This window comes from Psychrobacter sp. KH172YL61 (genome assembly GCF_007182895.1).
Taxonomy (GTDB): Bacteria; Pseudomonadota; Gammaproteobacteria; order Pseudomonadales; family Moraxellaceae; genus Psychrobacter; species Psychrobacter pacificensis.
Map to the genome: position 1 here is coordinate 1,939,101 of NZ_AP019516.1, position 23,825 is coordinate 1,962,925.

Annotated in this window: 19 protein-coding genes and 3 pseudogenes; 14 read left to right on the top strand and 8 right to left on the bottom strand. The window is 43.8% G+C overall.

The window, feature by feature from the left end; genetic code table 11:
• The first annotated feature begins 58 nt into the window (after positions 1-58).
• The 5 genes from PKHYL_RS10275 (at position 59) to PKHYL_RS10295 (ending at position 8,549) form a co-directional block, all read left to right on the top strand.
• Complete coding sequence (locus PKHYL_RS10275) at positions 59-2,164, top strand: beta strand repeat-containing protein (RefSeq protein WP_240365079.1); 2,106 nt, start codon at positions 59-61, stop codon at positions 2,162-2,164.
• A gap of 139 nt (positions 2,165-2,303) precedes the next feature.
• Positions 2,304-2,588 (top strand): hypothetical protein, encoded by a 285-nt coding sequence (locus PKHYL_RS10280; RefSeq protein ID WP_240365080.1) that lies wholly within the window; start codon positions 2,304-2,306, stop codon positions 2,586-2,588.
• On the top strand, positions 2,585-2,839 hold the full coding sequence (locus PKHYL_RS10285; RefSeq protein WP_240365081.1) for a hypothetical protein: 255 nt from the start codon (positions 2,585-2,587) through the stop codon (positions 2,837-2,839). Before PKHYL_RS10280 ends, PKHYL_RS10285 begins: the two co-directional genes overlap by 4 nt.
• On the top strand, positions 2,814-7,640 hold the full coding sequence (locus tag PKHYL_RS10290) for an SdrD B-like domain-containing protein (protein ID WP_240365082.1): 4,827 nt from the start codon (positions 2,814-2,816) through the stop codon (positions 7,638-7,640). Before PKHYL_RS10285 ends, PKHYL_RS10290 begins: the two co-directional genes overlap by 26 nt.
• Positions 7,641-7,763: 123 nt before the next feature.
• Entirely contained in the window at positions 7,764-8,549 is a 786-nt protein-coding gene (locus tag PKHYL_RS10295; protein WP_093070864.1) for a hypothetical protein, read from the top strand.
• Positions 8,550-8,619: 70 nt separating this feature from the next.
• Here PKHYL_RS10295 and PKHYL_RS10300 read toward each other — a convergent pair.
• From PKHYL_RS10300 to glpK, 6 genes and pseudogenes are all read right to left on the bottom strand, one after another.
• Positions 8,620-9,309: pseudogene (locus PKHYL_RS10300) on the bottom strand (TetR/AcrR family transcriptional regulator).
• Between the two features lie 237 nt (positions 9,310-9,546).
• On the bottom strand, positions 9,547-9,756 hold the full coding sequence (locus PKHYL_RS10305) for a hypothetical protein (RefSeq protein ID WP_240365083.1): 210 nt from the start codon (positions 9,754-9,756) through the stop codon (positions 9,547-9,549).
• Positions 9,753-10,016 (bottom strand): hypothetical protein, encoded by a 264-nt coding sequence (locus PKHYL_RS10310; RefSeq protein WP_240365084.1) that lies wholly within the window; start codon positions 10,014-10,016, stop codon positions 9,753-9,755. Before PKHYL_RS10310 ends, PKHYL_RS10305 begins: the two co-directional genes overlap by 4 nt.
• A 46-nt stretch (positions 10,017-10,062) precedes the next feature.
• Positions 10,063-10,566 (bottom strand): endonuclease/exonuclease/phosphatase family protein, encoded by a 504-nt coding sequence (locus PKHYL_RS10315; RefSeq protein ID WP_240365085.1) that lies wholly within the window; start codon positions 10,564-10,566, stop codon positions 10,063-10,065.
• A 299-nt stretch (positions 10,567-10,865) separates the two neighbouring features.
• Positions 10,866-11,378, bottom strand: coding sequence for a hypothetical protein (locus PKHYL_RS10320; protein ID WP_071001334.1), 513 nt, complete (start codon positions 11,376-11,378; stop codon positions 10,866-10,868).
• Between the two features lie 248 nt (positions 11,379-11,626).
• Positions 11,627-13,234, bottom strand: a pseudogene (glpK, locus tag PKHYL_RS10325) (glycerol kinase GlpK).
• Positions 13,235-14,038: 804 nt separating this feature from the next.
• On the opposite strand from glpK, the gene PKHYL_RS17625 reads away from it, so the two are divergent.
• The 9 genes from PKHYL_RS17625 (at position 14,039) to PKHYL_RS10360 (ending at position 20,367) form a co-directional block, all read left to right on the top strand.
• On the top strand, positions 14,039-14,920 hold the full coding sequence (locus PKHYL_RS17625; RefSeq protein WP_269778155.1) for a TolC family protein: 882 nt from the start codon (positions 14,039-14,041) through the stop codon (positions 14,918-14,920).
• A complete protein-coding gene (locus tag PKHYL_RS17630) occupies positions 14,883-15,404 on the top strand; it encodes a TolC family protein (RefSeq protein ID WP_269778156.1) in 522 nt (173 codons plus the stop codon). The genes PKHYL_RS17625 and PKHYL_RS17630 overlap by 38 nt, the downstream gene beginning before the upstream one ends.
• Complete coding sequence (locus PKHYL_RS10335) at positions 15,308-15,706, top strand: TolC family protein (protein ID WP_240366526.1); 399 nt, start codon at positions 15,308-15,310, stop codon at positions 15,704-15,706. Before PKHYL_RS17630 ends, PKHYL_RS10335 begins: the two co-directional genes overlap by 97 nt.
• 210 nt (positions 15,707-15,916) lie before the next feature.
• A complete protein-coding gene (locus PKHYL_RS17635; RefSeq protein ID WP_269778157.1) occupies positions 15,917-16,402 on the top strand; it encodes a YihY/virulence factor BrkB family protein in 486 nt (161 codons plus the stop codon).
• A gap of 31 nt (positions 16,403-16,433) precedes the next feature.
• Positions 16,434-16,739: a YihY/virulence factor BrkB family protein gene (locus tag PKHYL_RS17640; protein ID WP_269778158.1), complete on the top strand. Its 306-nt coding sequence runs from the start codon at positions 16,434-16,436 to the stop codon at positions 16,737-16,739.
• Between the two features lie 245 nt (positions 16,740-16,984).
• On the top strand, positions 16,985-17,986 hold the full coding sequence (locus PKHYL_RS10345; RefSeq protein WP_240365086.1) for an HlyD family secretion protein: 1,002 nt from the start codon (positions 16,985-16,987) through the stop codon (positions 17,984-17,986).
• A gap of 9 nt (positions 17,987-17,995) precedes the next feature.
• Positions 17,996-18,430, top strand: a complete 435-nt coding sequence (locus PKHYL_RS10350) for an ABC transporter permease (RefSeq protein ID WP_240365087.1) — start codon at positions 17,996-17,998, stop codon at positions 18,428-18,430.
• A gap of 31 nt (positions 18,431-18,461) precedes the next feature.
• Positions 18,462-19,283 (top strand): ABC transporter permease, encoded by an 822-nt coding sequence (locus PKHYL_RS10355; RefSeq protein WP_240365088.1) that lies wholly within the window; start codon positions 18,462-18,464, stop codon positions 19,281-19,283.
• On the top strand, positions 19,228-20,367 hold the full coding sequence (locus tag PKHYL_RS10360; protein ID WP_240365089.1) for an ABC transporter permease: 1,140 nt from the start codon (positions 19,228-19,230) through the stop codon (positions 20,365-20,367). The genes PKHYL_RS10355 and PKHYL_RS10360 overlap by 56 nt, the downstream gene beginning before the upstream one ends.
• Positions 20,368-20,598: 231 nt before the next feature.
• On the opposite strand, the pseudogene sthA reads toward PKHYL_RS10360, so the two are convergent.
• Both sthA and ppsR read right to left on the bottom strand, forming a co-directional pair.
• Positions 20,599-22,247 (bottom strand): annotated as a pseudogene (gene sthA / locus PKHYL_RS10365) (Si-specific NAD(P)(+) transhydrogenase).
• Between the two features lie 158 nt (positions 22,248-22,405).
• On the bottom strand, positions 22,406-23,302 hold the full coding sequence (gene ppsR, locus PKHYL_RS10370; protein ID WP_071001320.1) for a posphoenolpyruvate synthetase regulatory kinase/phosphorylase PpsR: 897 nt from the start codon (positions 23,300-23,302) through the stop codon (positions 22,406-22,408).
• Positions 23,303-23,825: the final 523 nt, after the last annotated feature.

A 23,825-nucleotide genomic window follows, 5' to 3' on the forward strand; every position in this document is an offset into this window, starting at 1 on the left:
ACATTAAACCTTCACGCTTTTAACGTTTCAATTTTTAATCTTAACTCTGGAGCATTATATGAAATCAATCACTTTTAACTATAGCCTGCTAGCTGTCGGCGTCGCCGCAGTAATGGGTGTGTCTACTGGCGCTAATGCAGCGACCCCAGCTAACGCTGTAACAGCAGGCGCTGCGCCAATTAATAACGTAGCAACTGCAAGCTACAGTATTGCTGGCGTCAGTCAGCCATCTGTAACCTCTAACACAGTAACCGTTAACGTTAGCGAAACGGCTAACTTTGCACTTACATCGACTGTTGATGATGGTAGTATTGGTGACGATACTGCTATCAATCAGACTGCTACGCCAGGTGGTACAACTACCTTTACTCATAATTTAACCAACACGGGTAACGTGACGGATACTTATACCATTAACACCACAGGTAATGACTCATCACTAGTAACGGCTACTCCAGACTACCCTTTAGGTACTGCGCCTGTTACGTTTACTATTGTACAAGCAGATGGCACTCCTCTAACTTCTGCTCAAGTCACCGCTTTAGGAACTCAAGCACAGACAGGTACCCTAACTAATGGCGGTACTATTAGACTACAGCCAGGTACTAGAGCTAACTTAAGCTACGAAGCAGCTACGCCAGACAATCGTAACGGTAATGACAAAGGTGTAGGCACATTAACAGCGACCAGTACTTTCTTTACTGCTAATAATGCACCTGGTGCGACATTGGTAAACGAAAACCAAACTATCGTGAGATTGCCTACCTTTAAAATTGTAAAAACAGCGACCAGTACTGTCGATTTGACAGTCGCCAACCCACAGATTGCTTATAGTATCGTAGTCACTAACGCGACTACTGACTATAGTGCTGCTGCGACTGATATTGTCATTCGAGATGTGCTTCCTGTAGGTTTGAGTTTACCTAATGGCACAGCATCAGACGTGACCGTAACTGGTGGTGCTGGTACCGCGACGATTTCCACTATCGGTGGTCGACAAGCTATTGATGTTGCCGTAGCAAACTTAGCCGTTGGCGCAAGTCGCACGATTACTTTCACGGTTAACGTCGATAGAGATCAGTTTACATCTGCTAATAGTTCAGTAACTAACAACGCAGAAGTCTACGATAAGTTTGTCGGTCCGGTTAGCCCGCTACCTGCTAATCCTGTACTTGGTACTGACTATGATATTTTCGATAGTACAGATGGCACTATAGGTGTTACTAGAATACCTGATGATGCGGGTGAAGGTAACGGCGCTGGTATAGATAGTCCTGGTGTGACTAGCTTTACCAGACGAGCGGTTGTGGTGAGCAATCCAACGACTAGAGAAGTTCCCCCTGCCTCAGGTACTGCTAGTCAAGCGACTCATTCAACTCTCATTACTAACAGCGGTCAAGATGGTGAAGGTACCAATGCTAATCCATTGACTTTCACTATTGCTGATGGTGGCAATAATGGGGCTGTCAGACCTGTTACTGGTCCTGTTAGTGCTACTTATACGCCGCCTGGTAATGGCGCTCCGGTTACTATAACGCTGCAACCTACCGTTGCTGGTGGTAATACATATACTCTTAATAGCACTACACTACCAACCGCTCAATTTCCAAATGGTATTGCACCTGGTGGCACATTAGCAATCAACTACAATGTGTCGTCGGGCAATGTAGCTGCTCCTGCAACTGTTGCTGATGCTGCAGCTGTTGGTAGCACTGAAACTTCTGTTGTAACGCTAACGCCTGCTGGTATTAATGCACCTGCTGCTACTACAGTGACTGATACGACTAACGTTAGAGGCTTAACTTTAGTGAAGTCTCAAGCATTAGATGCGACTTGTTCAGGTACGGTTGCTGCAAGTACTTTTGTTCAGACTGCGGTCGAGGCGAAACCTGATCAGTGTGTTATCTATCGTATTCAGGCGACTAATACTTCTTCAGCAGCGTTAGGTTTTAATCTTAACGATTTAACCATCTCGGACTTGTTGTCTAACTTTTCAGCTGGTGCGGATTTAGTAGCTAGTTCACCTGCTACTTCTGCGACTGCCTCATCTACTGCAGGCATAGCTAGTACTACCAGTACTGCAGTTCTTGGTACTAACTATACTCTAGTTCCTCAGGGCGTTGGCACCTTGACTTTTAAAATCAAAATTAAAAACGCTCGTTAATTGATATTTAACATTTCAAAGTCTATAAGCTTCACAAGACGCTTATAGACTAACGCTCCAGCTTGACCTAATTGATTTTGATGAGCCAAGCTGGAGAATTACTACCCGGCCCTTTTATGTTTTATTGGATAAGCGACATATGACTAAATCTTTAATGACACCGTCTAATCGTATTACGTTGCATACAGCGAGGATCTCTGCGCTGACGGCTGCAATGTTGCTTATGCAATCAAATATAGCGTTTGCTGCGCCCACCACTCTCGTACAAACTATCAACAATATCGCTAATGCTTCTTATGACGTCAATTCTATCAAACAGAATAGCATTTCAAACCAAGTTCAAGTCAAAGCCTCTGCCTTATCTGAATATGGTATTAACTTAACTCAGCAACCCTTGCGTACTGTCGCACCAACACACTGGTGAATTGGGTTAATGTTCTTAGTAATACTAGCTATAGTGATCAGACTGTTGAGCTGACGCTTGATGTATCGCCAACTCTATCTAATTTGAAAGTTTATCAAGACTTGAATAAAAACGGCATTGTCGATAGTGGTGATACACAACTGATTCTTGATAACATGAGTGCCCAAATCAAGCTTGGTCAGAGTGAAAACATTCAGTTTATTGTGCAAGCTCTATCAGATGCTAATGGTAAGGGATGGAGATACGGCTGACATTAAGATTGGTGCAGTTGTCTTAGAAGACCCGTCAGTGACTAGCGTGAGTGCGACCGATAGTTTAGTCATTATCGAATCTGGTATCAAATTCACCACCCCTAAATTTGATGAAAGCAAAACGATTTCACAAATTAATGATGACGTTTATGTCAGTGCCAGCTATGCGCAATGTAATGTACAAACTGACAAGCCTGATCAAGTATGGGTAACCATCAAATCACCAAAAACTGGAGATAGCTATTCACTTAAAGCTATAGAAACCGGTAATAACACAGGTAAATATCAGCTATCAGCAGCCACTCAAAATAACGCTAACGCTATTGACGATAAGCTTATCCAAACGTTGAACAACGACACATTGACTGTCAGTTTAGATGCTTGTATCGCCCCTTCGGTTGGTACTGGTGCTGATGAACTGCCGAACGCGTCTGACTTCACCGTGCGTATCAGTGACCTGAGCTCACAAATTAATATCGTCGATGACAACCCAGCTTTAGTTGTCACAAAGGAAAGTGACGTAAAAAGTGCTGAACTCGGCGATTATGTCAGCTACACCATCAATATCACGAACAATGGTAACGCTACTGCTTACGATGTACAGCTAAAAGATGCCTTACCACGTGGTTTTGACTACGTTGAGAATAGTGTACGTGTTAGTCCAACGACTGATATTGATATCAATCAAGCACAGACCACCGAGTTTAAAGCTGATGGTAAATATCAGGTATTGAACTTAGGAAACATGGAAAATGGCGAAAGTAAAAAAATTACTTATCGTGTGCTTATCGGTGCTTCATCACTAGGTGGTGATGGTATCAACCGCGCAATCGCAGTTGCTAACAATGAGCAAGGCCAAAGCTTAGTATCAAGAGAAGCACAGTGGAAAATCGACGTAGAACGCGGCGTCATGAATACTGACGGTATCATCATTGGTAAGGTCTATCACGATATCAACCGTGATGGTATTCAGCAAAAAGAAGACGGCGAGCTTGGGGTTGCTGGTGTCCGTATTTATATGGAGAACGGCAACTTCATCGTGACCGATCCTGAAGGTAAATACAACTTTTATGGGGTCAGTGCCAAAACACACGTACTAAAAGTAGATAGCACGACGATCCCTAGAGAAACAGAGCTGGTCACCCAAAGCAACCGTAATGCGGGTGATGCTGGCAGCCGTTTTGTCGATTTGAAATATGGCGAGCTACATCGTGCAGATTTTGCGATTGTGGGCGGCATGGGCGATAGTACTGAGCGTCTGAACGCCGAGTTAATCGCTCGTAGCAAATCAGTGAGTGCTAAGAATGATACGCTAGAGCAAGCGGTAAAAACAGTGCTAACATTAGAGCCAAACTACGATGCCGACACGACTGATAATGTCGATGCAAGTGGCTGCAATATCAATGGCGACCTAGACCTTGGTAACAACTGTGATTCTGCTATTGTCAACGACATGATTGGGGATGCGACCAATCGTGTAGACATGGCCGTGACAACGGTTGCACCTCCAGTAGAAAAAGAGCTCGAAGAATATCTAAAAGAAGTGGCTAACAATAATGTCACCTTCATTAACCTAAATGAAGGTCAACAGCTCAGTACTTACAAGCAGATGGTACAGGTACAAGCACCACTTGGTTCAATATTTACTCTATACGCCAATGGCAAAGCGATATCAGAGCAGCAAATCGGTAAAACTGCTGAGCAAGAAAAGCAAAATGTAATGGCTTTTGACTATTATGCGGTTGACCTAAAACGCGGACGCAATACTCTACGTGGTGTGGCAACTGACATCAATGGCAAAACTATTTCCGAGCAGACCATCACCGTATTGACACCTGATAGTCTGCAAGCGATTGATTATCGTACGCAAGCACAACTAGTCCCAGCAGATGGTATCAGCGAATATCAGGTTGTTATTAGTCTAAAAGATCGCGACAATCGCCCCTATATCGGTACTACTTCTCTTACACTTGATACTAATATCGGTCGTATCAATCTGAAAGACAGCAGCCAAGATCAAGCCGGTACCCAAGTTACTGTATCAGGGGGTGAGCTATTAATACCAGTCATCGCGCCAAGCGCACCAGGCAAAGGTGAGTTGGTCATCGATACGGGTAGTAGCAAGCAAATTATCCCACTACAGTTCACGGCTAAGCTGCGTCCACTCATTGCTGTGGGTATCGTCGAAGGTGCTATCTCTCTCAAAGACTTTGATGGCAGCAATATCACAGACGCACAAGGCGCGTTCGAGCAAGAGCTGCATGAAATCTCAGGCAATGATGATTATTCAGCCACTGGTCGTGCGGCAATGTTCTTGAAAGGCAAAGTGCGCGGAGATTACTTGCTGACGTTGGCTTATGACAGTGACAAAAAGGCGAGCGATTATTCCGTGATATCGAGCCTGGCGAATACTATCCCTGTCTATGGTGACTCATCGGCTAAGGGCTTTGATGCGCAATCAACCAGTAAGCTCTATGTGCGTCTAGACAAAGGTCGCTCGTTTGCTATGTATGGCGACCTAAAAACACAAATTGACAATGATGAAGGCATTGAGCTTGGTCAGTACAATCGCACCTTGACTGGTCTAAAGGCGCAATTTGAAGATAATAATACTCGCGTGACTACGTTTTTGGCAGAGACCAGTACTAGCCAGCGCGTTAATGAGACTCGCGGTTTAGGTATTTCAGGTCCCTACCCATTAGCTGAAGACTTCGATGCCGTGTTAGAGAACTCAGAAACTATCGAAGTGATCACTCGCGACCGTAATAACCCTGGCTTAATCGTCAACCGTGAGACGCTAACTCGTTTTGCTGATTATGAGATAGACCCGATTAGCCGCAGTTTATATCTAAAATCACCGATTGCGAGTCAAGATCTCGAAGGCAATCCTATCTACATTCGTGTCACAGTAGAAGTGGATGAAGGTGGTGAGGACTATTTGGTTGGTGGTATCGCTGCCAAACAGCAACTGACTAATAAAGTCGCTATCGGTGGTAGCTATATCAATAGCGACGACCCATTGAACAAAGAAGAGCTGGCTAGTGTCAATAGCGTTATCAAGTTCAACGATAAGCTAAAGCTGGTCGCTGAATACGCAATGAACAAAGCTGAGAACCCTAATTTTCAGCCAAGCAATCAGATCAACACCACAGAATTAGACGATAATAATGTTGAGGGCAATGCCTTACGTGTCGAGCTTGACTTTGATAATAAGAAAGACACGCGTGCCAAGGCTTATTACAATGATGCAGATGAAGGATTTGTCACTGGTGCATCACCACTGACTGCTGGACGTACGGAGTCTGGCGTAGAAGTCATCCATACATTCAACGACAAAAAAACAGCGTTGAAGTTAGAAGGTGTGCGTACCAAGGATCATACTACTGACGCGAGTCGTGAAGGCGTACAAGCCAGTATCGAGCAACGTTTGAGTGAAAATGTCGTTGGTGAAATCGGTGTGCGTTACTACAAACAAGATGCCACGGCAGCCTCACGCAATACGCAAGCGGCAACAGATGTCGTAGACGTTACTGACGATACGTTATTTAACGATGACATTATCAACCAGTCAGCATTAAATAGCGTTAGTGATGCTGACAAAGACATCGAAGGCACAACGGTTCGTGCCCGTATCACTTCTCGCCTACCCAAGCTAAATAATAGCTTGGTGTTTGCAGAGTATGAGCAAGATATCGAAAATAGCTCACGTAACGCGACGTCCATCGGTGGTGAGACGCCAATCGGTGGCTTGGGTCGTCTGTATGCACGTCATGATTTGATCAATAGCTTGTCTGGTAGCTATGGTCTTGATGATACTGATGAGCGTCAACGTACCGTTGTGGGCTTTGACGTCAATTATATGAAAGACGGTAAAGTGTATAGCGAATACCGCATGCGTGACGCGATCAGTGCGCGTGAAGCGGAAGCCGCTATCGGTCTGAAAAACAAGTGGTATGTACAAGAAGGCCTGACTCTAAATACGTTGCTTGAGCGCGTTGAGTCATTAGAAGGCGAAGAGAACAACACCGCCACGGCGGCAGGTTTTGGCGTTGAGTATCTTGCCAAAGAAAACTACAAAGCATCAGGACGTGTTGAGAAACGTTGGGGCGAGACAAGCGACACCTTACTTGGTAACGCAGGTATTGCCTATCGTTATACCGATGAGATTACCTTATTGGCCAAAGATACCTATTCGCGCATCGACTATAATGATGGTGATCGCACGATTAATCGTTTCCAACTTGGTGCCGCTTATCGTGATTACGACAGCAATCAACTAGACATGCTTGCAAAGCTTGAGTATCGTTTGGATGACAATAACACGGGTGATGATACTTATCAAAAAGACACCACTGTTTGGTCATGGAATGGTAACTACCATCCAACGCGTGCCCTAACCTTGTCTGGTCGCTATGCGGGTAAGTATACAGAATATGAAGCAGACAACATTACCAGTGACAATACTGCTCATGCCGTTTATGGTCGCGGTCTGTACGATATTAGCGAACGTTGGGATGTTGGTTTGCAAGCGGGTACTTATTGGAATAAGCAAGCAGATGATTTGTCTTATATGTTAGGTGCTGAAGTGGGCTATAGCCCAATGACCAACCTTTGGTTGTCACTTGGCTATAACTTTATGGGCTTTGAAGATGAAGACATCGCCTATGACGACAGTACTCAAGAAGGGGCTTACTTTAGATTGCGCTTTAAGTTTGATGAAAATCTATTCAAGCGTGAAGACCCACGTAAGAACAAGCGTTTAAACAGTGACTCTACGCAAGTTAATACGACTACCTTGTAAGCTAATGATAGCGTCTTAACTCCTGTCTACTGGCAATATAATAAGCGATTAGACAGGAGTCGCAGAGTCAGCCCTAATAATGGTAAATACCCACACTCATTACCTTCAGATAAGGTTTGCATCATGTTTAAAGCTGCCATCAAAACCACTGCTTATAAACAACCAGTACATACTGCACTCTCGGCACTGTTACTTTTGAGTGTCGTATCCCTTGCTTCAGCACAAGATAGCATCGCTAACGACACGGCTCAAATCGTTGATGCGAATAGTGCTGTAGACTGTCGTGATGATATTCAGGCTCAAGCCCCTTCTTATAAATATCAAAGCACGCAGCAACGTGTACTCAACTGTATGGTAGAGCAACTACAGCCCTATCAGCAAAAAGACAAAACCGCTCATCAGCAGTACCTCGCTTACAAAGCACAAGCATGGCTTACTTATGCGATCCATCAAGACAGTATGAATAACCGCTCAGCTGCGGGCATAGTTGCGGCAGAAACGGCAGAGTCTATCTTACAATCGCTAAAGAACGATACAGCGCAAAGCATCAAACTACAGCAAGATATCCCTACTACCTCTGCTCTAATGCGACCTGATCTGTGGGCGACGCTGAGTGCGCTAAAAGACAGTGGCGGTATAGAGTCAGCGCCACGTGAGATGGCATTTAGTGAAGTGGCATTAATTTGGGCGGCGACCAATCAATGTAAGCGAGGGTGGCGTGAGTCAGGCATACATTTTCGTATGGCGGACCGCTGGCTTGAGCAAGCACGCGAAGCCTATATTAATGCCCATGATGCGCAGACCAATGTGGCTTTAGAGCAATCTATCGTCAGCTACTATAAGCAGTATGCGCCTTTAGATGCCAGTGATGATATCTGCCGCGGACAAGATCTAACGCCTAATAATTAAAGCGCCTTACTAAATAACAGGGTAAAAAAGCCGACAGAGTTGTCGGCTTTTGTGTCTACTATAGATAAAATTAGCGGTTTTTACGTGGTAGTTTTTCTGGTAGATAGCAGCGTAAGTACGCGATAAATGCGGTATTTGCTTCTTGAATATAGTCATCCGTAATGGTCTGATGACGACGATAAGACAAGGTAAATATCGCATTAACAATACTATAAGCAATCAATAGCGTGTTTTGGATATCCTCAAAATTTGGCATCTCATAACGCTCTGATAAACGCTTATAGACCAAGTCAACAATTTGATGGTCCATATCTTCGCCAAATTCATCACCTTCAAAATCAGGCGTATTGGTGTCATAAATGAGTTTGGCTTTGGTCTCATCGTTATGGAAGATCGTCACGCATTGATCAATCAGCGCGGTTAGATATCCTTGCCATCTATCGTAGTTGCCGATATCAACGGTTTCTACCATCTCTAATATTTCAATCGCATTCAAAAAGCGCAATGCTAAAAATATTGCTTCAATGTTAGGGAAGAAATGATAAGCAGAAGCTCTTGGTATTCCTGCTTCTTCACACACAGCTGCTAGAGTAATATCATTAATAGCTTGTGTTTCACTCAACTTTTGGCACCAGCCAAAAGTTTTTGACGACGTGCGCGGCCCTGTTGGCTGGTAAATTTAAACTTGTTTGGTACAAGTTTTTGCCAACTCCGAATCTACTAACACATCTTCAATTTTTTCGTCTTTGTTATCACTCATTGTAAATCTCTTAATGTTACGTCCTATTTCATAAATTCAATCTTCATTGAGTAGCATTCGTCCTAAATCACTGGAGAATCAACGAGTGGCTCAAATGTAGAGCCAACGTTATCGCTACTAACCTCAATGAGGAGGCATCATAAACGCTTGTACACTATCAAGCAAGGGACATGAATGGGTTAAAAGTTAATGTATCGATTAACACTCTACTAGAGTTAACTATCTAATTTTATGAAGTTAATCATTCAGTTTAATTTTCGCTCTTATAATACCATGATCAGTCACCCTATCTGAATAATCCCACTTAAGATGGTCATTGAAATAATCAACTCTTTCAACCTGACCGAGCGAAAACTTGCTATCAGGTAAGAACTCTTCTGAAACAAATAATTGATCGATCACTTCTGGCATACCTTGATGAATATGGGTGTAAGCCACATCTTTCATCCAACCATAGCGAGCTTGAATACGAGCGGCGTCAAAAGTGCGACATCACGCATACTTTTATCATAATTAACCTCGCCAGTCTCCGTCATCAGCTGGGTTGTTACGCTACCAGTCACATCATTCATGTCGCCAAGCAGTATCAATGGCTCACGCGTGTGATGCAAACGTTCCATGATCGACATACGAATAGATGCCGCCTCTGCAGCACGCATGCACAAACTACGAAGCTTGGCACGAATACGGATATTTGGATCATCCATGTCTTCTAATAGGTTACCATTTTCGTCACGTAAGAAAAACGCACGTTTACTTTTTTAGATGCGCCGTGATGATCGTTATTGGTTGACCATATGCGTCAACACGCAATATCAAAGGTGGACGATTAAAATGCTGATGAGGCCCGATATCGGGGATATCAATCACAGCTTTTGGTGCAATCTCTTCTAATAAGGTCGTCTCTAATTGCTCAAATCGACTAATAATACCAACGGCTGGTGTATGCTGTGCGCCTCTACCTTGAGTATATGGACTTGCAGTGTCATTGCTTGCAAGCGGAATAACCACCTGCTCTGGTTTGAATCCTAGTGCGACAGCTAGTGCTTCTAGTGCATTACTATCCCATACTTCTTGTACGGCAATGATATCAGCGTGTGCTTTAGCCAGCAGATCTGTCAGACCACGTCGCTTATGCTCATAGGCTTTATTATCATAAGCTGGGGCATTCTCATAATAAATGCGATTAGGGTTAGCAAAGTTCAATAAATTAGCTGTGGCAATATAAAACTGTTTACTACCGTCATTATTAGTCATAAGTCCCCTGTTTTTCTTATATTATATTCATACATATGGATTCATAGCAAATTTTATGCCAAAAAAAACTCCCAAAGGTTGACTTTGGAAGTTTTAAAATAACATACATACTGCTGGTCAAAGTCATTAATAGAACCAATCGTACAATCAATCTATTTTCAGCAACGAAATAGTAATCTATTGTCAGCGTTTTTAAGAGACAGCTCGTCTGCTAAGTTAGCTATCTATTAAAGTCATTGAGTAAACAGTAGTCATATTCATAAGTCTTTTTAACATCTGACTTTCTTGTAAAACACGTACTACGATACACGATGCCATGCGTCACGTGATGCTAGACGCGCTTCATCCCACGCCAAACGAGAATCGCCTTTCACTTCATTCCATGAACGCTCTAAGTCGGCTTCATGATCTTCAAAACGTGCATCTACTGGATAGCGAGCGCGATTTGCATAGCCTACCGCATACGCTGGGTGTAGGTCGCGATCAAACTCGTAACCTTCTTTGTAATAATCAGCATTGGCATACTCTGCGCGCCAGTAAGCTTCCTCATGGGTTGGATCAATGGCTTCAGCTGCTGCATGACCTGCGCCGCCACCAACAACTGCACCGATTGCACCACCAATGAGCGTACCTAATGGGCCTGCCATAGTACCGATGGCTGCACCTGCTGCTGCACCGCCTACACCGCCAATACCTGTACCTACTGGATGTGAGCCTGGCTCACCTGTAATAATGTCTGCATTCAAATCTTCTTTTGTCTCTTTAGACATGTTTTTTACTTCACTGCGATCGATAGCGTCATGGTTACTCATAGTATTGTCCCTAAATTATTTATTATTTGTTGAATTATTTATTTGCTAAAAGATTAGCGATATTGCTAAATCCAACTGAAGTATAGAAACTTATAGGTAGAGACAGATAGCCTGATTATGTAAACTGTGTCCGTATTGCGATTACATTGCGTTACAGCCTGTATCTTTATGACGTCTATGTACGGTGCGCTCATACTTTGGGTAATCATAAGAGATTAGCATTGATAAATTTACTATAGAAATCAACCCTATATCTGCATTAATGACCTTGCGATGGCACGTTGCCATTTATCAAGGTGTTGCTCACGAGCATCAATCGACATACTTGGCTCAAAAATACGATCTACTTGCCATGATGCTTTCATGGTTGACTCATCGTAAAGCCCAGTCTTTAAACCAGCGAGTAGTGCTGCACCCTTTGCCGTAATCTCTGTGTCTCTTGGACGTAGCACCGGAACATCTAGCAAATCTGCCTGAAACTGCATCAGCAAATCATTATTTGCCGCGCCGCCATCTACTCTCAGCTCAGTCAAGGGATGAGGGCTGTCTTTTGCATGGCGATGAGTACATCATAAGTCTGGTAGGCAACTGCTTCCAACGCAGCACGGGCAATATGGGCTTTAGTAGTACCGCGGCTCATACCAGTGATGCTAGCACTGATATCAGAACGCCAGTAAGGCGCACCCAATCCGGTAAAAGCAGGTAATAGCACCACACCTTCGCTACTGTCTACTTGGCGAGCTAAATCTTCAACATCGCTACTTTGTTGAATCATACCCAAATTGTCACGTAGCCATTGGATGATAGCTCCTGCCATAAAAACACTACCCTCCAAGGCATAGGTAACTTCTTTTTGGGTGGCTGTAGCATTCGCTTACCTGACTGTAAGATTTGATCAAATGATAAATTGTCTGGACGAGTTGGCGATATTTTTCGCTGCCATGCGATGGTGGTTAGCAGCTTGTGCTCGCTCAGTTTTGGCTGCTGACCAATGTTCATCAGCATAAAGCACCCTGTGCCATAAGTATTTTTGGCCATGCCAGCATCGAGACAGCCTTGCCCAAAAAGCGCGGCCTGCTGATCGCCGAGCACGGCTTGAATGGGTATTTGCTTTGCAAATAGGCCTTTTTGGTTTTGCCAAAATCACCGTCAGATGGCAGTACCTTAGGCAATATAGTCATAGGAATGGCAAACCGATCGCAAAGCGTCTCTGACCAAGCCAATTTATGAATATCAAATAGCAAAGTACGAGAAGCATTGGTCACGTCGATGACATGCTCGCCGCCAGTTAGCTTGTAAATCAGCCAGCTATCGATGGTGCCAACTGCTATCTCACCTTTACTCGCACGTACGCTGAGTTTGGGATTATTTTCGAGCAGCCAAGCAATTTTACTGGCACTGAAGTACGGATCTAAGCGCAGACCTGTGATGCGCTGAACCTCATCGGCCATATTGGCGCTATCAGCACCCTGATGAACGCTATCATCCATACTATTGGTAGCGCTTTCAGCAGCGAGTGTCTTGCAATAGTTTGCCGTGCGCCTGTCTTGCCAAATGATAGCGGGTGCGAGCGGTTTCCCTGTTTGCTTGTCCCACATGACAATAGACTCGCGTTGATTGGTAATCGCGATACTGGTGACATCAGTAGCAAGCAACCCTGCCTGATTGATAACATCATGCGCACAGCTAATCTGAGTTTGCCAGATTTGCTGTGCGTCTTGCTCAACAAATCCCGCTTTTGGCGTTTGCAGCGTCGTTGGCTGTTGTGCCATCTTAATAGGCCGTGCATGATCATCGTATAATATCGCTCGACTCGACGTTGTCCCTTGATCTAACGCCAAAATATATCCTGCCATTACGCATATCCTCTACTGATATTGTTGGTTCTATTTGATAAAAACCAGTGGCTATTCATTATTTGCTGTTAATCAATCACTGTATATTTTATAAATGACTGGCCAAATTATTTAGGGCGTGTTGAACATTCGCAAATAGGCACTGCTGATCGCTAAAATGGTTCCAGACAAGGCACAAAGCGACGATAATGCAGATGCCTTAGCGAGATTTGTAACGCCGTATGGGGCAATTTTAGCATCAGCCCCAACGATAAAAGCAGGGGATAGGACTCTTTTTTGCCGCTTCATCGTTAAAAATAAGCGCTTAAAATGACTAAACTTATTATTCTTAACATCGAATCGCCTAAAAAATAGTCGCTGTCAGTGCCATGGTCGAATGTTCAAGACGCCCTAATGATAAAAATAACAGCACGTTAATTTAAATTGGTTAACTCTAAGACGTCTTATTCGCTATGATGTTACTTATAAACGAATATTTAAAAACAGCTCAAACCTCTATCATACCGCTAGGGATGACACAATAGAGAGTAGCAGAATACTGAGCATTGACCCGTCACCATTGTGGCTATACAGTGTACGCCTTGTTTTGAATGATACATTTTTAGCGCTTTCGTATTAGCACGCACTTTATTAAAAAAGCATTCTGATATTTCAGTACAAATACTTTATTTCAGCATCATTTATTCGCTTACTAGCAAATCGTTTATAATAGTATGACCGCTTTATATTCTGAGCGATAAAATCTATTAATGCTGTCCGTTATTTTATAATACCTTACATTCTAATTAATGGCTTATGTGACTTATGAAATTCACTTTATCAGCGCTACCGACTGCTATGATGACAGTTGCACTCATGAGCGGCCCTATAGTGACTTATGCGAGCACGGGCTCAGATAATATAGAATCATCAGATGACATGACACCGGTGACTGTGACAAAAATTGTGGATGCCGATGGTCAGATTAATAATCAGACAGCTCAGACAGCAATGGCACCTAGTCATACATTAGCAGAGACTCATGCTGAGCACAGTGCATTAAACACCCTTATCGATCCAATCACACACAAAGCCGTGGATAATAGCTATCCATTAGAAGTCTCTAGCTTTTTAAGCCTAGAACAAGCGCAAAAGCTTTTGGTTCAAGTCTCGCCCAAAATAGCGGCCAATCAAGCAGCCATCGCTGCCAGCGAATACCAAACTGAGGCCCTCAGAACCATCGACAACCCCCTCGTATTTGCGCGCGTCTCTGCCAGTGCTTACCATCTTGATGAGGATATAGATCTATCGTCTCTTAGAAACGGTATCGTCAACGGAGTAAATAATACCGTCGATAACGCGGTTCCTCCGATTGCAGACCTGCCAGATTTACCAAACTTTGGGGAGTTGGTCGGTGAGCGAATTCCAGACTCTTATAATATTAAGCGCTCAGGATCGACGACGGGCGCAGGTCTTGGTGTGGTCTGGCCTATTTATACAGCTGGACGTACGGACGCATTGACTGGCGCCTCAGATGCACGCACACAAGAAGCAGTCGCCGATAGCATCCTTGATAAAAACGAGCTTTATAATACGTTAATTGAACGGTATTTTAAGGCCCAATTGGCGATCATTGCCGCTTACTTACGTGAGGGATGCTTACGATACCTTGCAGCAAACGGATCATATGGCAGAACGCTTGTTTGAAGAAGGCTTTATTTCGCGCGTCGATAGACTAGAAGCACAGTCTGCGCTTGCCGATGCCAAAAGCGAATCCGTCAATGCCAATAACGACGCGCGCTTAGCCATGATTGCGCTACAGCGATTGCTACGTACTGATTATCGTATTAAGCCGACGACGCCATTATTTGTCTCTAGCCGTCCCCTACCGGATGTTAGCTATTTTCAGGATTTGGCACTGAATAATCATCCAGGATTACAAAAGGTCGCCGCCAAACGCGCGCAGGCTCAGCAGTTGCATGCATTATCAGATACTGGCTACAAGCCGACAGTCTTGCTATATGGTTATGGTCAGCTCGAAAAGACCCAAGCTGGGTCGCTGGTATCTCTGCCAGTTGGAAGCTATGGGGCGGACTGGATAAAACCGCGTCATTGGCATCAAGCAATGCTCAAATACGTCAGGCAGATCTTTCTGAGATTGAAGTCAGCGACAACCTGCTACTGCTGGTAGAAAAAAACTGGCACGATGTTAATAATGCTCAATCACGCTATCAAGCGCTACAAAGTAACGTTGATTTGGCTGCAGAAGTGTTAAGATTGCGCCGCTTAGGATTGCAAGAAGGCGTGAATACCACAGTCGATGTGGTACAAGCACAAACGCAATCGCTCAAAGCACGTACTGAGCAAGCGCAAGCAGCAAACGACTATGTACAGTCATTGGCCGCACTCATGCAAAGCTGCGGTACGCCGCTTGCTTTTAACGCTTATCTTAATGCCGCTGATATCCAGCTGCCGACTTTGTACACTGAATGATGATTGTATATGAAAGCTTATAAAGTATACGAATAAGCGCTATGTCGTCGTTTCAACTTTTAAGTGTTATAAGGCTAATGAGCGAAGATATATACCAAATCAGCATGACGCTATCAAACAATAACGCTCAATAAACCATACTATTACTATAGTGAATCACTGTTTTATGAAAAACCAACGTCCAAATCGATAAATAATTGGCTACAAACTTTGCTACAAACGTGGCCTATTGCGAATACCACTAATGTTTGGGCACATTGCGCCAGTGTCGGATTTTTTGGTTTTTTATCCATCTTTCCAGCAATGGCGGTATTTGTGCTGATTTATGGTCTCGTATTTTCACCCGTTGAGATGCAGGAGCATATCTCCATTTTGCGTCCGTTTATACCTGATACAGTGTACGAAGTCCTCAATTCGCGCCTGAGCGAGTTGGTCTCTAATACCAAATCCACGCTGACATTTAGCCTGATCATATCGACCTTACTTGCCCTTTATGCTGGTTCCAAAGGCATCAAATCTTTAATTGCCCTTGTCAATCTCGCTTTTCATATCACCCAAGAGCGCAGCTTTATACAAGGCACGGTTCGAGCAGTGAGCCTGACCTTTGGTGCAGTAGTCGTCTTGATAATAGCGGTGTCTTCTATTGCTATTATCCCTGTAGCAGCGAATTACTTCCCCCTTCCCTCAAGTGGCTGAAACGGTTGCACTGTGGGCCAGATGGCCTGTATTGGCGGGTATTATCTTTTTAAGCTTTTTAAGTCTTTATCGTCTCGCGCCAAATCGCGATGCCGTTGCACTAAAAAAACTGGTTCCAGGAGCAACGCTCGCGACCATTCTTTGGATTATATTGTCCGTACTGTTTTCGATTTATGTGCAAAACTTCAACAACTATAGTGCTGAATTTGGGGCGCTATCAGCGGCGGTGGTCATTATGCTTTGGCTATATTATTCAGCCTTTGTCGTCGCTTTTGGTGCGATTTTTAATTCTGAAGCCATAGACAATGCCAAACCTTATGCTGTTCGAGTGTACTAATCATAAATCCTTTGTTCTCAACTTTGCTGCTTTAGGAATCACACCGTCATGACTGAATTTCCAAACGAATCAGACAACTCAAATAAATCAGTTGATTCAAACGAGTCAGTGACCTCTCAAGATACAAAAGCCTCCGTCGATCCAATAGAAAATGTATCTAGTGGGTCTGACGTTCCAGAGCAATCTGTACCCGCTTATAGTCGGGGCAACGCAAAAGCTGATAAATCTGCTCGTATGAAAAGATATTGCTCGTACTGTTTGTATTAGGTGTTCTTGGCGCAATTGCATACGGTTTATATAAAAGCAATCAGCATAATGAACCAGAAGTCATTACCCTCCAAGGGCAAATGCAAATGCAGCAAACCTCTATCGCTGCAAAGGTAGCAGGCCGCATTGCTAACATTATGGTGACAGAAGGTGATACGGTTACGGTGGGTCAACAACTCATTGAGATGGATTCGCCTGAGATTAACGCTAAGATCAACCAAGCACGTGCTGGTAAGCAAATCGCACAAAGTCAATTGGACAAAGCAGAAAACGGGGCACGCCCGCAAGAGATCGCTCAAGCCAAAGCCGCTTGGCAAGCCAATAAAGCCGCGTCTGATTTGGCAGAAAACACCTATCAGCGTGTCAATCGTCTGTATGAAGAAGGATTGATGGCACGGCAAAAACGCGATGAGGCTTATGCCCAATACCTAGCCACTCAAGACCAAACTGAAGCCGCACGTTTGCAATATGATTTGGCATTAGAAGGTGCTCGCAGTGAAGACAAATCAGCGGCTACCGCTCAAGTCGCACAAGTTGATGCCCAGCTAGATGAAGCACTGGCAGCAAAAGAAGAGGCCAATCTAAAGAGCCCTATCGCTGGTGTTGTGGACAATGTCATCGTTAGTGCTGGAGAAGTCATCGGTCAAGGCGTTCCTTTGCTGACGTTGGTGGATACCAATGACCAATGGGTAGTGCTCAATGTCACTGAGTCGTATTTAAACCAGTTCGCTATCGGTCAGACATTTACAGGTACTATTCCCGCATTATCATCAGCAGATAAGCCTTATAGCAAGCAGTTTACTGTTTATGCGACATCGACCTTATCTGATTTTGCCACTTGGCGACCGACCAACAATGATGATGGTTTTGATGTGCGTACCTTTGAGGTCAAAGCACGACCATCCACGCCTGATACTCGCATTCGCTCAGGAATGAGTGTGGTTGTGCATATTAATCCTATCAATCAGAACCAAGAGTAGGCCATGCACTTGACTAAGTTAAGTGAGGCTTTTTTACGTAGCGCCGCTTATGAGCGCCGTTTTTTAGCCAAAAACCATTGGGACCTTAGTATGGTGGTATGGATACCACTAGCTACAGTGCTGCTGATTTGGTGGATATTTTCACAGACTCAGATTACTGACTTACCCATTGGAGTAATCGATCAAGACAATAGTGCTGTTGCCAATACTACCGTACGTTACTTAGAAGCCAGTCCTACGCTTACGGTTAGACAGCTTTATTATTCACCAGCGGATGCAGAGGCTGCGATCTTGCAACGTGATATTTATGCGGTTGTCATCATTCCTGAAGACTTTTCGCGTAACATTTTATCTAACAAGCCTGCCCCTTTAACCCCTACAAGTAAACGCCCAGTACGGTACGCACTCTGGCATTATTCAAACGGCTGTCCAAGCAGTTGCTAGCACCTTATCCGCAGGGGTAGAGATCAAACGATTGATAAAGCAAGGCGTAGGGCCGTCGCAAGCCATGACTGCTTACTCGCCTATCAGTATCCAGCGTATTAGTTTGTTCAATGCTGCAACCAATTATCAGCAGTTTTTGGCATCGACCGTCATACCTGCACTACTACATATATTAGCGATGGTCGTCGGGGCAACCACCATTGGTCGCGAGCTGCGCGATAAAAATATTGGTCGCTGGTATAACTTTATCAGTACAGGTACACCTGACTTAACCTTGGTTAAATCTTCTAAAAAAGCAGCTGCGTTAAACACCACACAAGATAGCAATAATAACACTGCACCATCATCAGACTCAAAAATGCCCAATTCGGTGAGTATATCAGTGTTGTTATCTGGTCTATTAGGCAAATATTTTTGGCCAATATTGGCCTATAGCTTATGGTCGGCTTTGGTATTGTGGCTTGTAACGTCGAACCAAAATATAAGCATTGGGTCAATCATCGCAGTATATATCGGCCTATTGTGTTTGATGATACTGTCATTCTGGCTGGGTGCTATTTTTACTTTGAATTCTTTCTCATTACGTATGGGTTTATCAACCACTGGTTTTATTTCAGCGCCTTCTTATGCCTTTGCCGGTGTGACCTTTCCTTATATTGCGATTAGTGATAGCGCGCAATACTGGTCAAATGCATTGCCACTGACACACTACCTCAAGCTACATATTGCCCAGTTACAAATGCAAGCGCCGCTTGCTATATCCCCTACCCATTGTCTATGGTTTAGCGGTTGCTACCATGATAGCCATACTACTGACAGCCTTATTAACCAAACGCGCATTGGCGCATCCTGAACGTTGGGGGAGCACGCTAATGTCCGCACAATCAAAGCTCAAGCGCAAAAAACCTCAATCAGATATCGCTCCAGCATCTCAAACATTTTGGACAAGCTTTATTCAAACTTTCAAAGACGTTTTTGGGGATAAAGGCGTACTTTTGATGCTGATTATTGCCCCGATTATCTATGGGTTTTTCTATCCTTGGCCCTACTCAACTGAAGTGGTCAACCATGTACCAGTGGGTATTGTTGATCATGACAATAGTAACTTGTCGCGCACGCTCGCCCGTTATGCAAGTGCCAGTCCATATCTAGATACTGAGCACTTTATCAATGAACAAGCGGCCAAAGAAGCCATATGGTCCGATCAAATTGCAGGCTATATGTTGATTCCAAGCGGCCTTGAAGAACAAGTCATGTCAGGACAGCAAGCGTATGTTAGCGTCCTCGGCAATGGCGGCTACTTTATTTTAAATAAGAACGTCCAACTGGGATTCTCTAAAGCAGTTGGTACTGTATCAGCGGGGATCAAGGTAAAGAGAAATATCGCGAAAGGCGCTTATGCACCCACCGCAGCACGGAGCGCTCAAGCAGTACCACTACAAATCATGCCACTTTATAATCAAACTGAAGGCTACGGTGCCTACGTCGTACCAGCCGTCTCCGTCATTATCTTACAACAGACACTATTGATGGCAACCGCCATGCTGATTGGCACTTGGTATGAGCAGCGGCGTCATGCTGCGAGTGTACGCGGTTGGCTCGGACGTATCACAGCGCTGAGCACGCTAAGCTTTATCATTGGCTGTTTTTATTATGGTTGGGCGTTTGAGCTACATCATTATCCACGTGGGCAAAATATGCTCGGAACGCTATTGTTTTTAGCACTGTTTTGTCCGACAGTCGCAACGCTCGGCTGTGTACTTGGGCTATGGTTCCGGCAGCGTGAGCGCAGTATGCAGATCTTAATTTTTATCTCCTTACCGATATTTTTCTTAAGCGGCTATCCATGGCCAGCAGACCAGTTGCCCCAAGTTTTGCAAGTAATACGCTGGATCGTACCAACTACCCCCTGCGATCAACACCTCTGTACAGCTTAACCAAATGGGTGCCAGTATCTCTCAAGTCGCTATAGGATTTTATGCGCTGGCTGGCTTATGGTTGCTCTATTTTGTTTTATTGCTATTTTTACGCAAGCGTATTCCGCAAAAAAGAGCCTACTTATAAATCTTCAAATCAATTAAATCTATGAGCATAAAAAAAGCGCCTACTAACATTAGCAGGCGCTTTTTTATACATATAACACTTTTACTTTGAGTCATTTTTAAACATTAAAATACTCGGTTCAAACCGTTAAGCGCAGCCACACGGTATGCTTCTGCCATCGTTGGATAGTTAAAGGTCGTATTTACAAAGTACTCAAGCGTATTGTTGCTCTTACACTTCATCACAGCCTGACCGATATGAATAATCTCCGAAGCGTGGTTCCCGTAGCAATGAATGCCTAAAATCTCCAACGTATCACGATGGAACAATATCTTTAGGACACCCGAGCGTTCACCAATGATTTGGGCACGTGCCAGATGTTTGAAGAACGCTTGACCCACTTCATACGGAACTTTCTCATCTGTTAGCTCCTGCTCTGTTTTACCGATACAAGAGATTTCAGGAATGGTATAGATACCAGTCGGTACACTAGATACTGGTTCCGCATCACTGTCACCAACCATAAAAGCAGCGGCACAGCGACCTTGGTCATAGGCAGCAGAAGCTAGTGATGGCCAACCGATTACGTCGCCCGCCGCATAGATATTGTCGACGTCCGTACAGTAAGTATCATCTACTTTTAACTGACCACGGCCGTTTGCTTTTAGCCCAATGGCGTCTAAATTCAGGCCTTCGGTGTTACCTGAGCGACCATTTGACCAAAGAATGGCATCAGATTTGATGCGCTTGCCGCTCTTTAAATGCAAAACCACATAATCATCATGAGTCTCAAGATGATCAATCTCTTCGTTACTACGGATAAGCACACCGAACTGTCTAAAGTCATGCGCGATCGCATCGCTGATTTCGCTATCCAAATAGTTCAGTAGCTGATCTTGGTTGTTAATAAGATCAACCTTATAACCAAGTCCTGTAAAAATAGAAGCATACTCACAGCCAATCACCCCTGCACCATAGATGATGATTTTTTTGACGACATAATCCATTTGCAAGATTTTGTCAGAGTCAAAAACGCGTGGATGTTTAAAGTCTAAAATATCAGGACGGTAAGGACGACTACCGACAGTAATGATGGCTTTATTGAAAGTAATAGTTTCGTAGATATTGTCGTCGACTTCAATGCGCAGCGTATGAGCGTCAATAAAACTTGCCCAACCTTGAATAACTTCGATACGGTTGCGCTCATAAAAACGGGTATGCGTACTGACTTGACGACGGATTACTTGACGCGCCTTAGCCAATACTTCATTTAGCGGAACTTGCTTATACTCCATCGCTTTGGTAAACATCGGGTCGCGACGGAAGTTAATCAAGTTAAATACTGATTGGCGCAATGCTTTACTAGGAATTGTACCGACGTGAGTAGAGTTACCTCCTACTTGATCACGCGGATCGACGACGACCACTCTTTACCAGACTTGGTCAGCTTCATGGCAGCGGCTTCACCAGCAGGACCTGCACCTAAAACCACCGCATCATACTCATACTCGTGATCGTCACTTTTTAGTCGACGAGAATCTTTGGTAAATCCAGATTTGATATCAATACGAGTGTCATCAAGCGGGTTGATGAGATCAGGGTAATGCATGATATCTTCAGTGACCTGCTCATGAGTCTGCTCGATTTTCTGTTTTGTGTCTTTACCTTCAGTATGCTCAGGATTGGGCGAACGACCATTAGTTTTATTCGATACTTCAGTATGGACGTCTTTACCAGTATCATTGGTTGCGTCACTTATATTTTTACTTACCATCATGTCCTCTTTATGTATTGTTTGCTCTATTAATATCTATGTGCACGAGTTAATATTTTTAATATCCAAGCAGCTTAGTAAAGTTGTACTCACCATAAGGTATGAATAGACTTTTTACAAACTTGATGACGATTACATATTATAAAATTAATAGTCCATTACCCAATGCGGCGTTTAAGACCTGTCATCTGTAATATACGCGTGGCGATTTCTTCAACAGACATCTCTGATACATCCAAACTTGGGATACCATGCGTGATATAAATTCCCTGTATCGCGCGCTGTTCTTGCTGGCATTGCTGATAACTTGAGTAACGACTGCCCGCACGGCGCTCTTGGCGTATTTTTACCAAGCGATCGGTATCAATGAGCAAACCAAACAGTTTGTCTTTATGGTCACGCAGAGCTTTTGGTAGTTGATTGTCGTACAAATCATCTTCGGTCAGAGGATAGTTAGCGGCGCGAATACCGAATTGTAATGCTAAGTATAGAGAAGTCGGTGTCTTACCAGAGCGTGACACACCCACCAAAATAATATCTGCTGCATTATAATGACGAGTACGTGCGCCATCATCATTGTCTAAGGCGAAATGGACTGCATCGATACGCTCTTTATATGTCTCAGAGTCGACATCATCATGCGCATGACCTGAATGACCATCTGGCTCTACGCCAGTCTCTTCTGCAACGCGGCCAATCAACCCTTCGTACATATCCAAATTACAGCTGTGTGCTGAATTGATTTTTTCACGAATCTCTGGATTGACGATCGTATCAAACACCAACGGCAACGACCCATCACGTTGATACGCCATGTTTATCTGCTCTACGGCATCATCGGCACGCTCTAAGCTATCGACGTATGGCAACACTCTTGTCTCAAAAGGGACCGAGGCAAACTGACTCAAAATAGCGCGTCCGAGGGTCTCAGCCGTAATTGCGGTGCCATCTGAGATAAAAAATGCCGTTCTGATGGCTTGTGAGCTGTCCAAGTTTAGCGCATGACGATTTTGGATAGTGGACTTGACTTGTTCAGATGGATTGCTTGAGTACATAACGTTGACACCTCGGTTGAAAGCTCAATAATGATCTTCATTTCATTTTTAGTATTGATCTAATAGCAATTATCTAACTTTGGCTGCCTTATCTCTTGTAAATGCAGAACGATGGCAGCGCTGCTATTGCATATTTATATAGCCATATGCATCACTTATCTATCCGCTACATTATACGCATATTAGCTTGTTAATAGAAATTAATGTTACAGGCGTACACTTAGCACCAACATTGTTTTTCATCTTGTCGTCATAACCAATCCACCTCTCATCAAGGCATTTTTTATAGCATTTCCTATATATAAACATAAGATTGAAACATAAATTATAAAAATACTCTAAATATGGCTTATTTGAATACGTCTATTTTATGCAGTAATTGGCTTTTGAAAGCGCATAACATCGTCACTAGCAATGATATTTTTCATCTGAGTAAATACGAAACTTGATTAGACTGGCCTTACTCTGTGTAGCAAATCCTACAATTTGTGTATTTTTAACAAGTTTTTGGTAAAACCCCTCG

What these genes read in the sequence shown, in the direction of transcription:
- PKHYL_RS10275 (WP_240365079.1), top strand. Translation starts at nt 59, where the DNA reads ATGAAATCAATCACTTTTAACTATAGCCTGCTAGCTGTCGGCGTCGCC.
- PKHYL_RS17625 (WP_269778155.1), top strand. Translation starts at nt 14,039, where the DNA reads ATGAAATTCACTTTATCAGCGCTACCGACTGCTATGATGACAGTTGCA.
- PKHYL_RS10320 (WP_071001334.1), bottom strand. Translation starts at nt 11,378, where the DNA reads ATGAGTAACCATGACGCTATCGATCGCAGTGAAGTAAAAAACATGTCT.
- PKHYL_RS10305 (WP_240365083.1), bottom strand. Translation starts at nt 9,756, where the DNA reads ATGAAAGATGTGGCTTACACCCATATTCATCAAGGTATGCCAGAAGTG.
- PKHYL_RS10360 (WP_240365089.1), top strand. Translation starts at nt 19,228, where the DNA reads ATGATAGCCATACTACTGACAGCCTTATTAACCAAACGCGCATTGGCG.
- PKHYL_RS10315 (WP_240365085.1), bottom strand. Translation starts at nt 10,566, where the DNA reads ATGACTAATAATGACGGTAGTAAACAGTTTTATATTGCCACAGCTAAT.
- PKHYL_RS10290 (WP_240365082.1), top strand. Translation starts at nt 2,814, where the DNA reads ATGGTAAGGGATGGAGATACGGCTGACATTAAGATTGGTGCAGTTGTC.
- PKHYL_RS10310 (WP_240365084.1), bottom strand. Translation starts at nt 10,016, where the DNA reads ATGGATGATCCAAATATCCGTATTCGTGCCAAGCTTCGTAGTTTGTGC.
- PKHYL_RS10295 (WP_093070864.1), top strand. Translation starts at nt 7,764, where the DNA reads ATGTTTAAAGCTGCCATCAAAACCACTGCTTATAAACAACCAGTACAT.
- ppsR (WP_071001320.1), bottom strand. Translation starts at nt 23,302, where the DNA reads ATGTACTCAAGCAATCCATCTGAACAAGTCAAGTCCACTATCCAAAAT.
- PKHYL_RS10280 (WP_240365080.1), top strand. Translation starts at nt 2,304, where the DNA reads ATGACTAAATCTTTAATGACACCGTCTAATCGTATTACGTTGCATACA.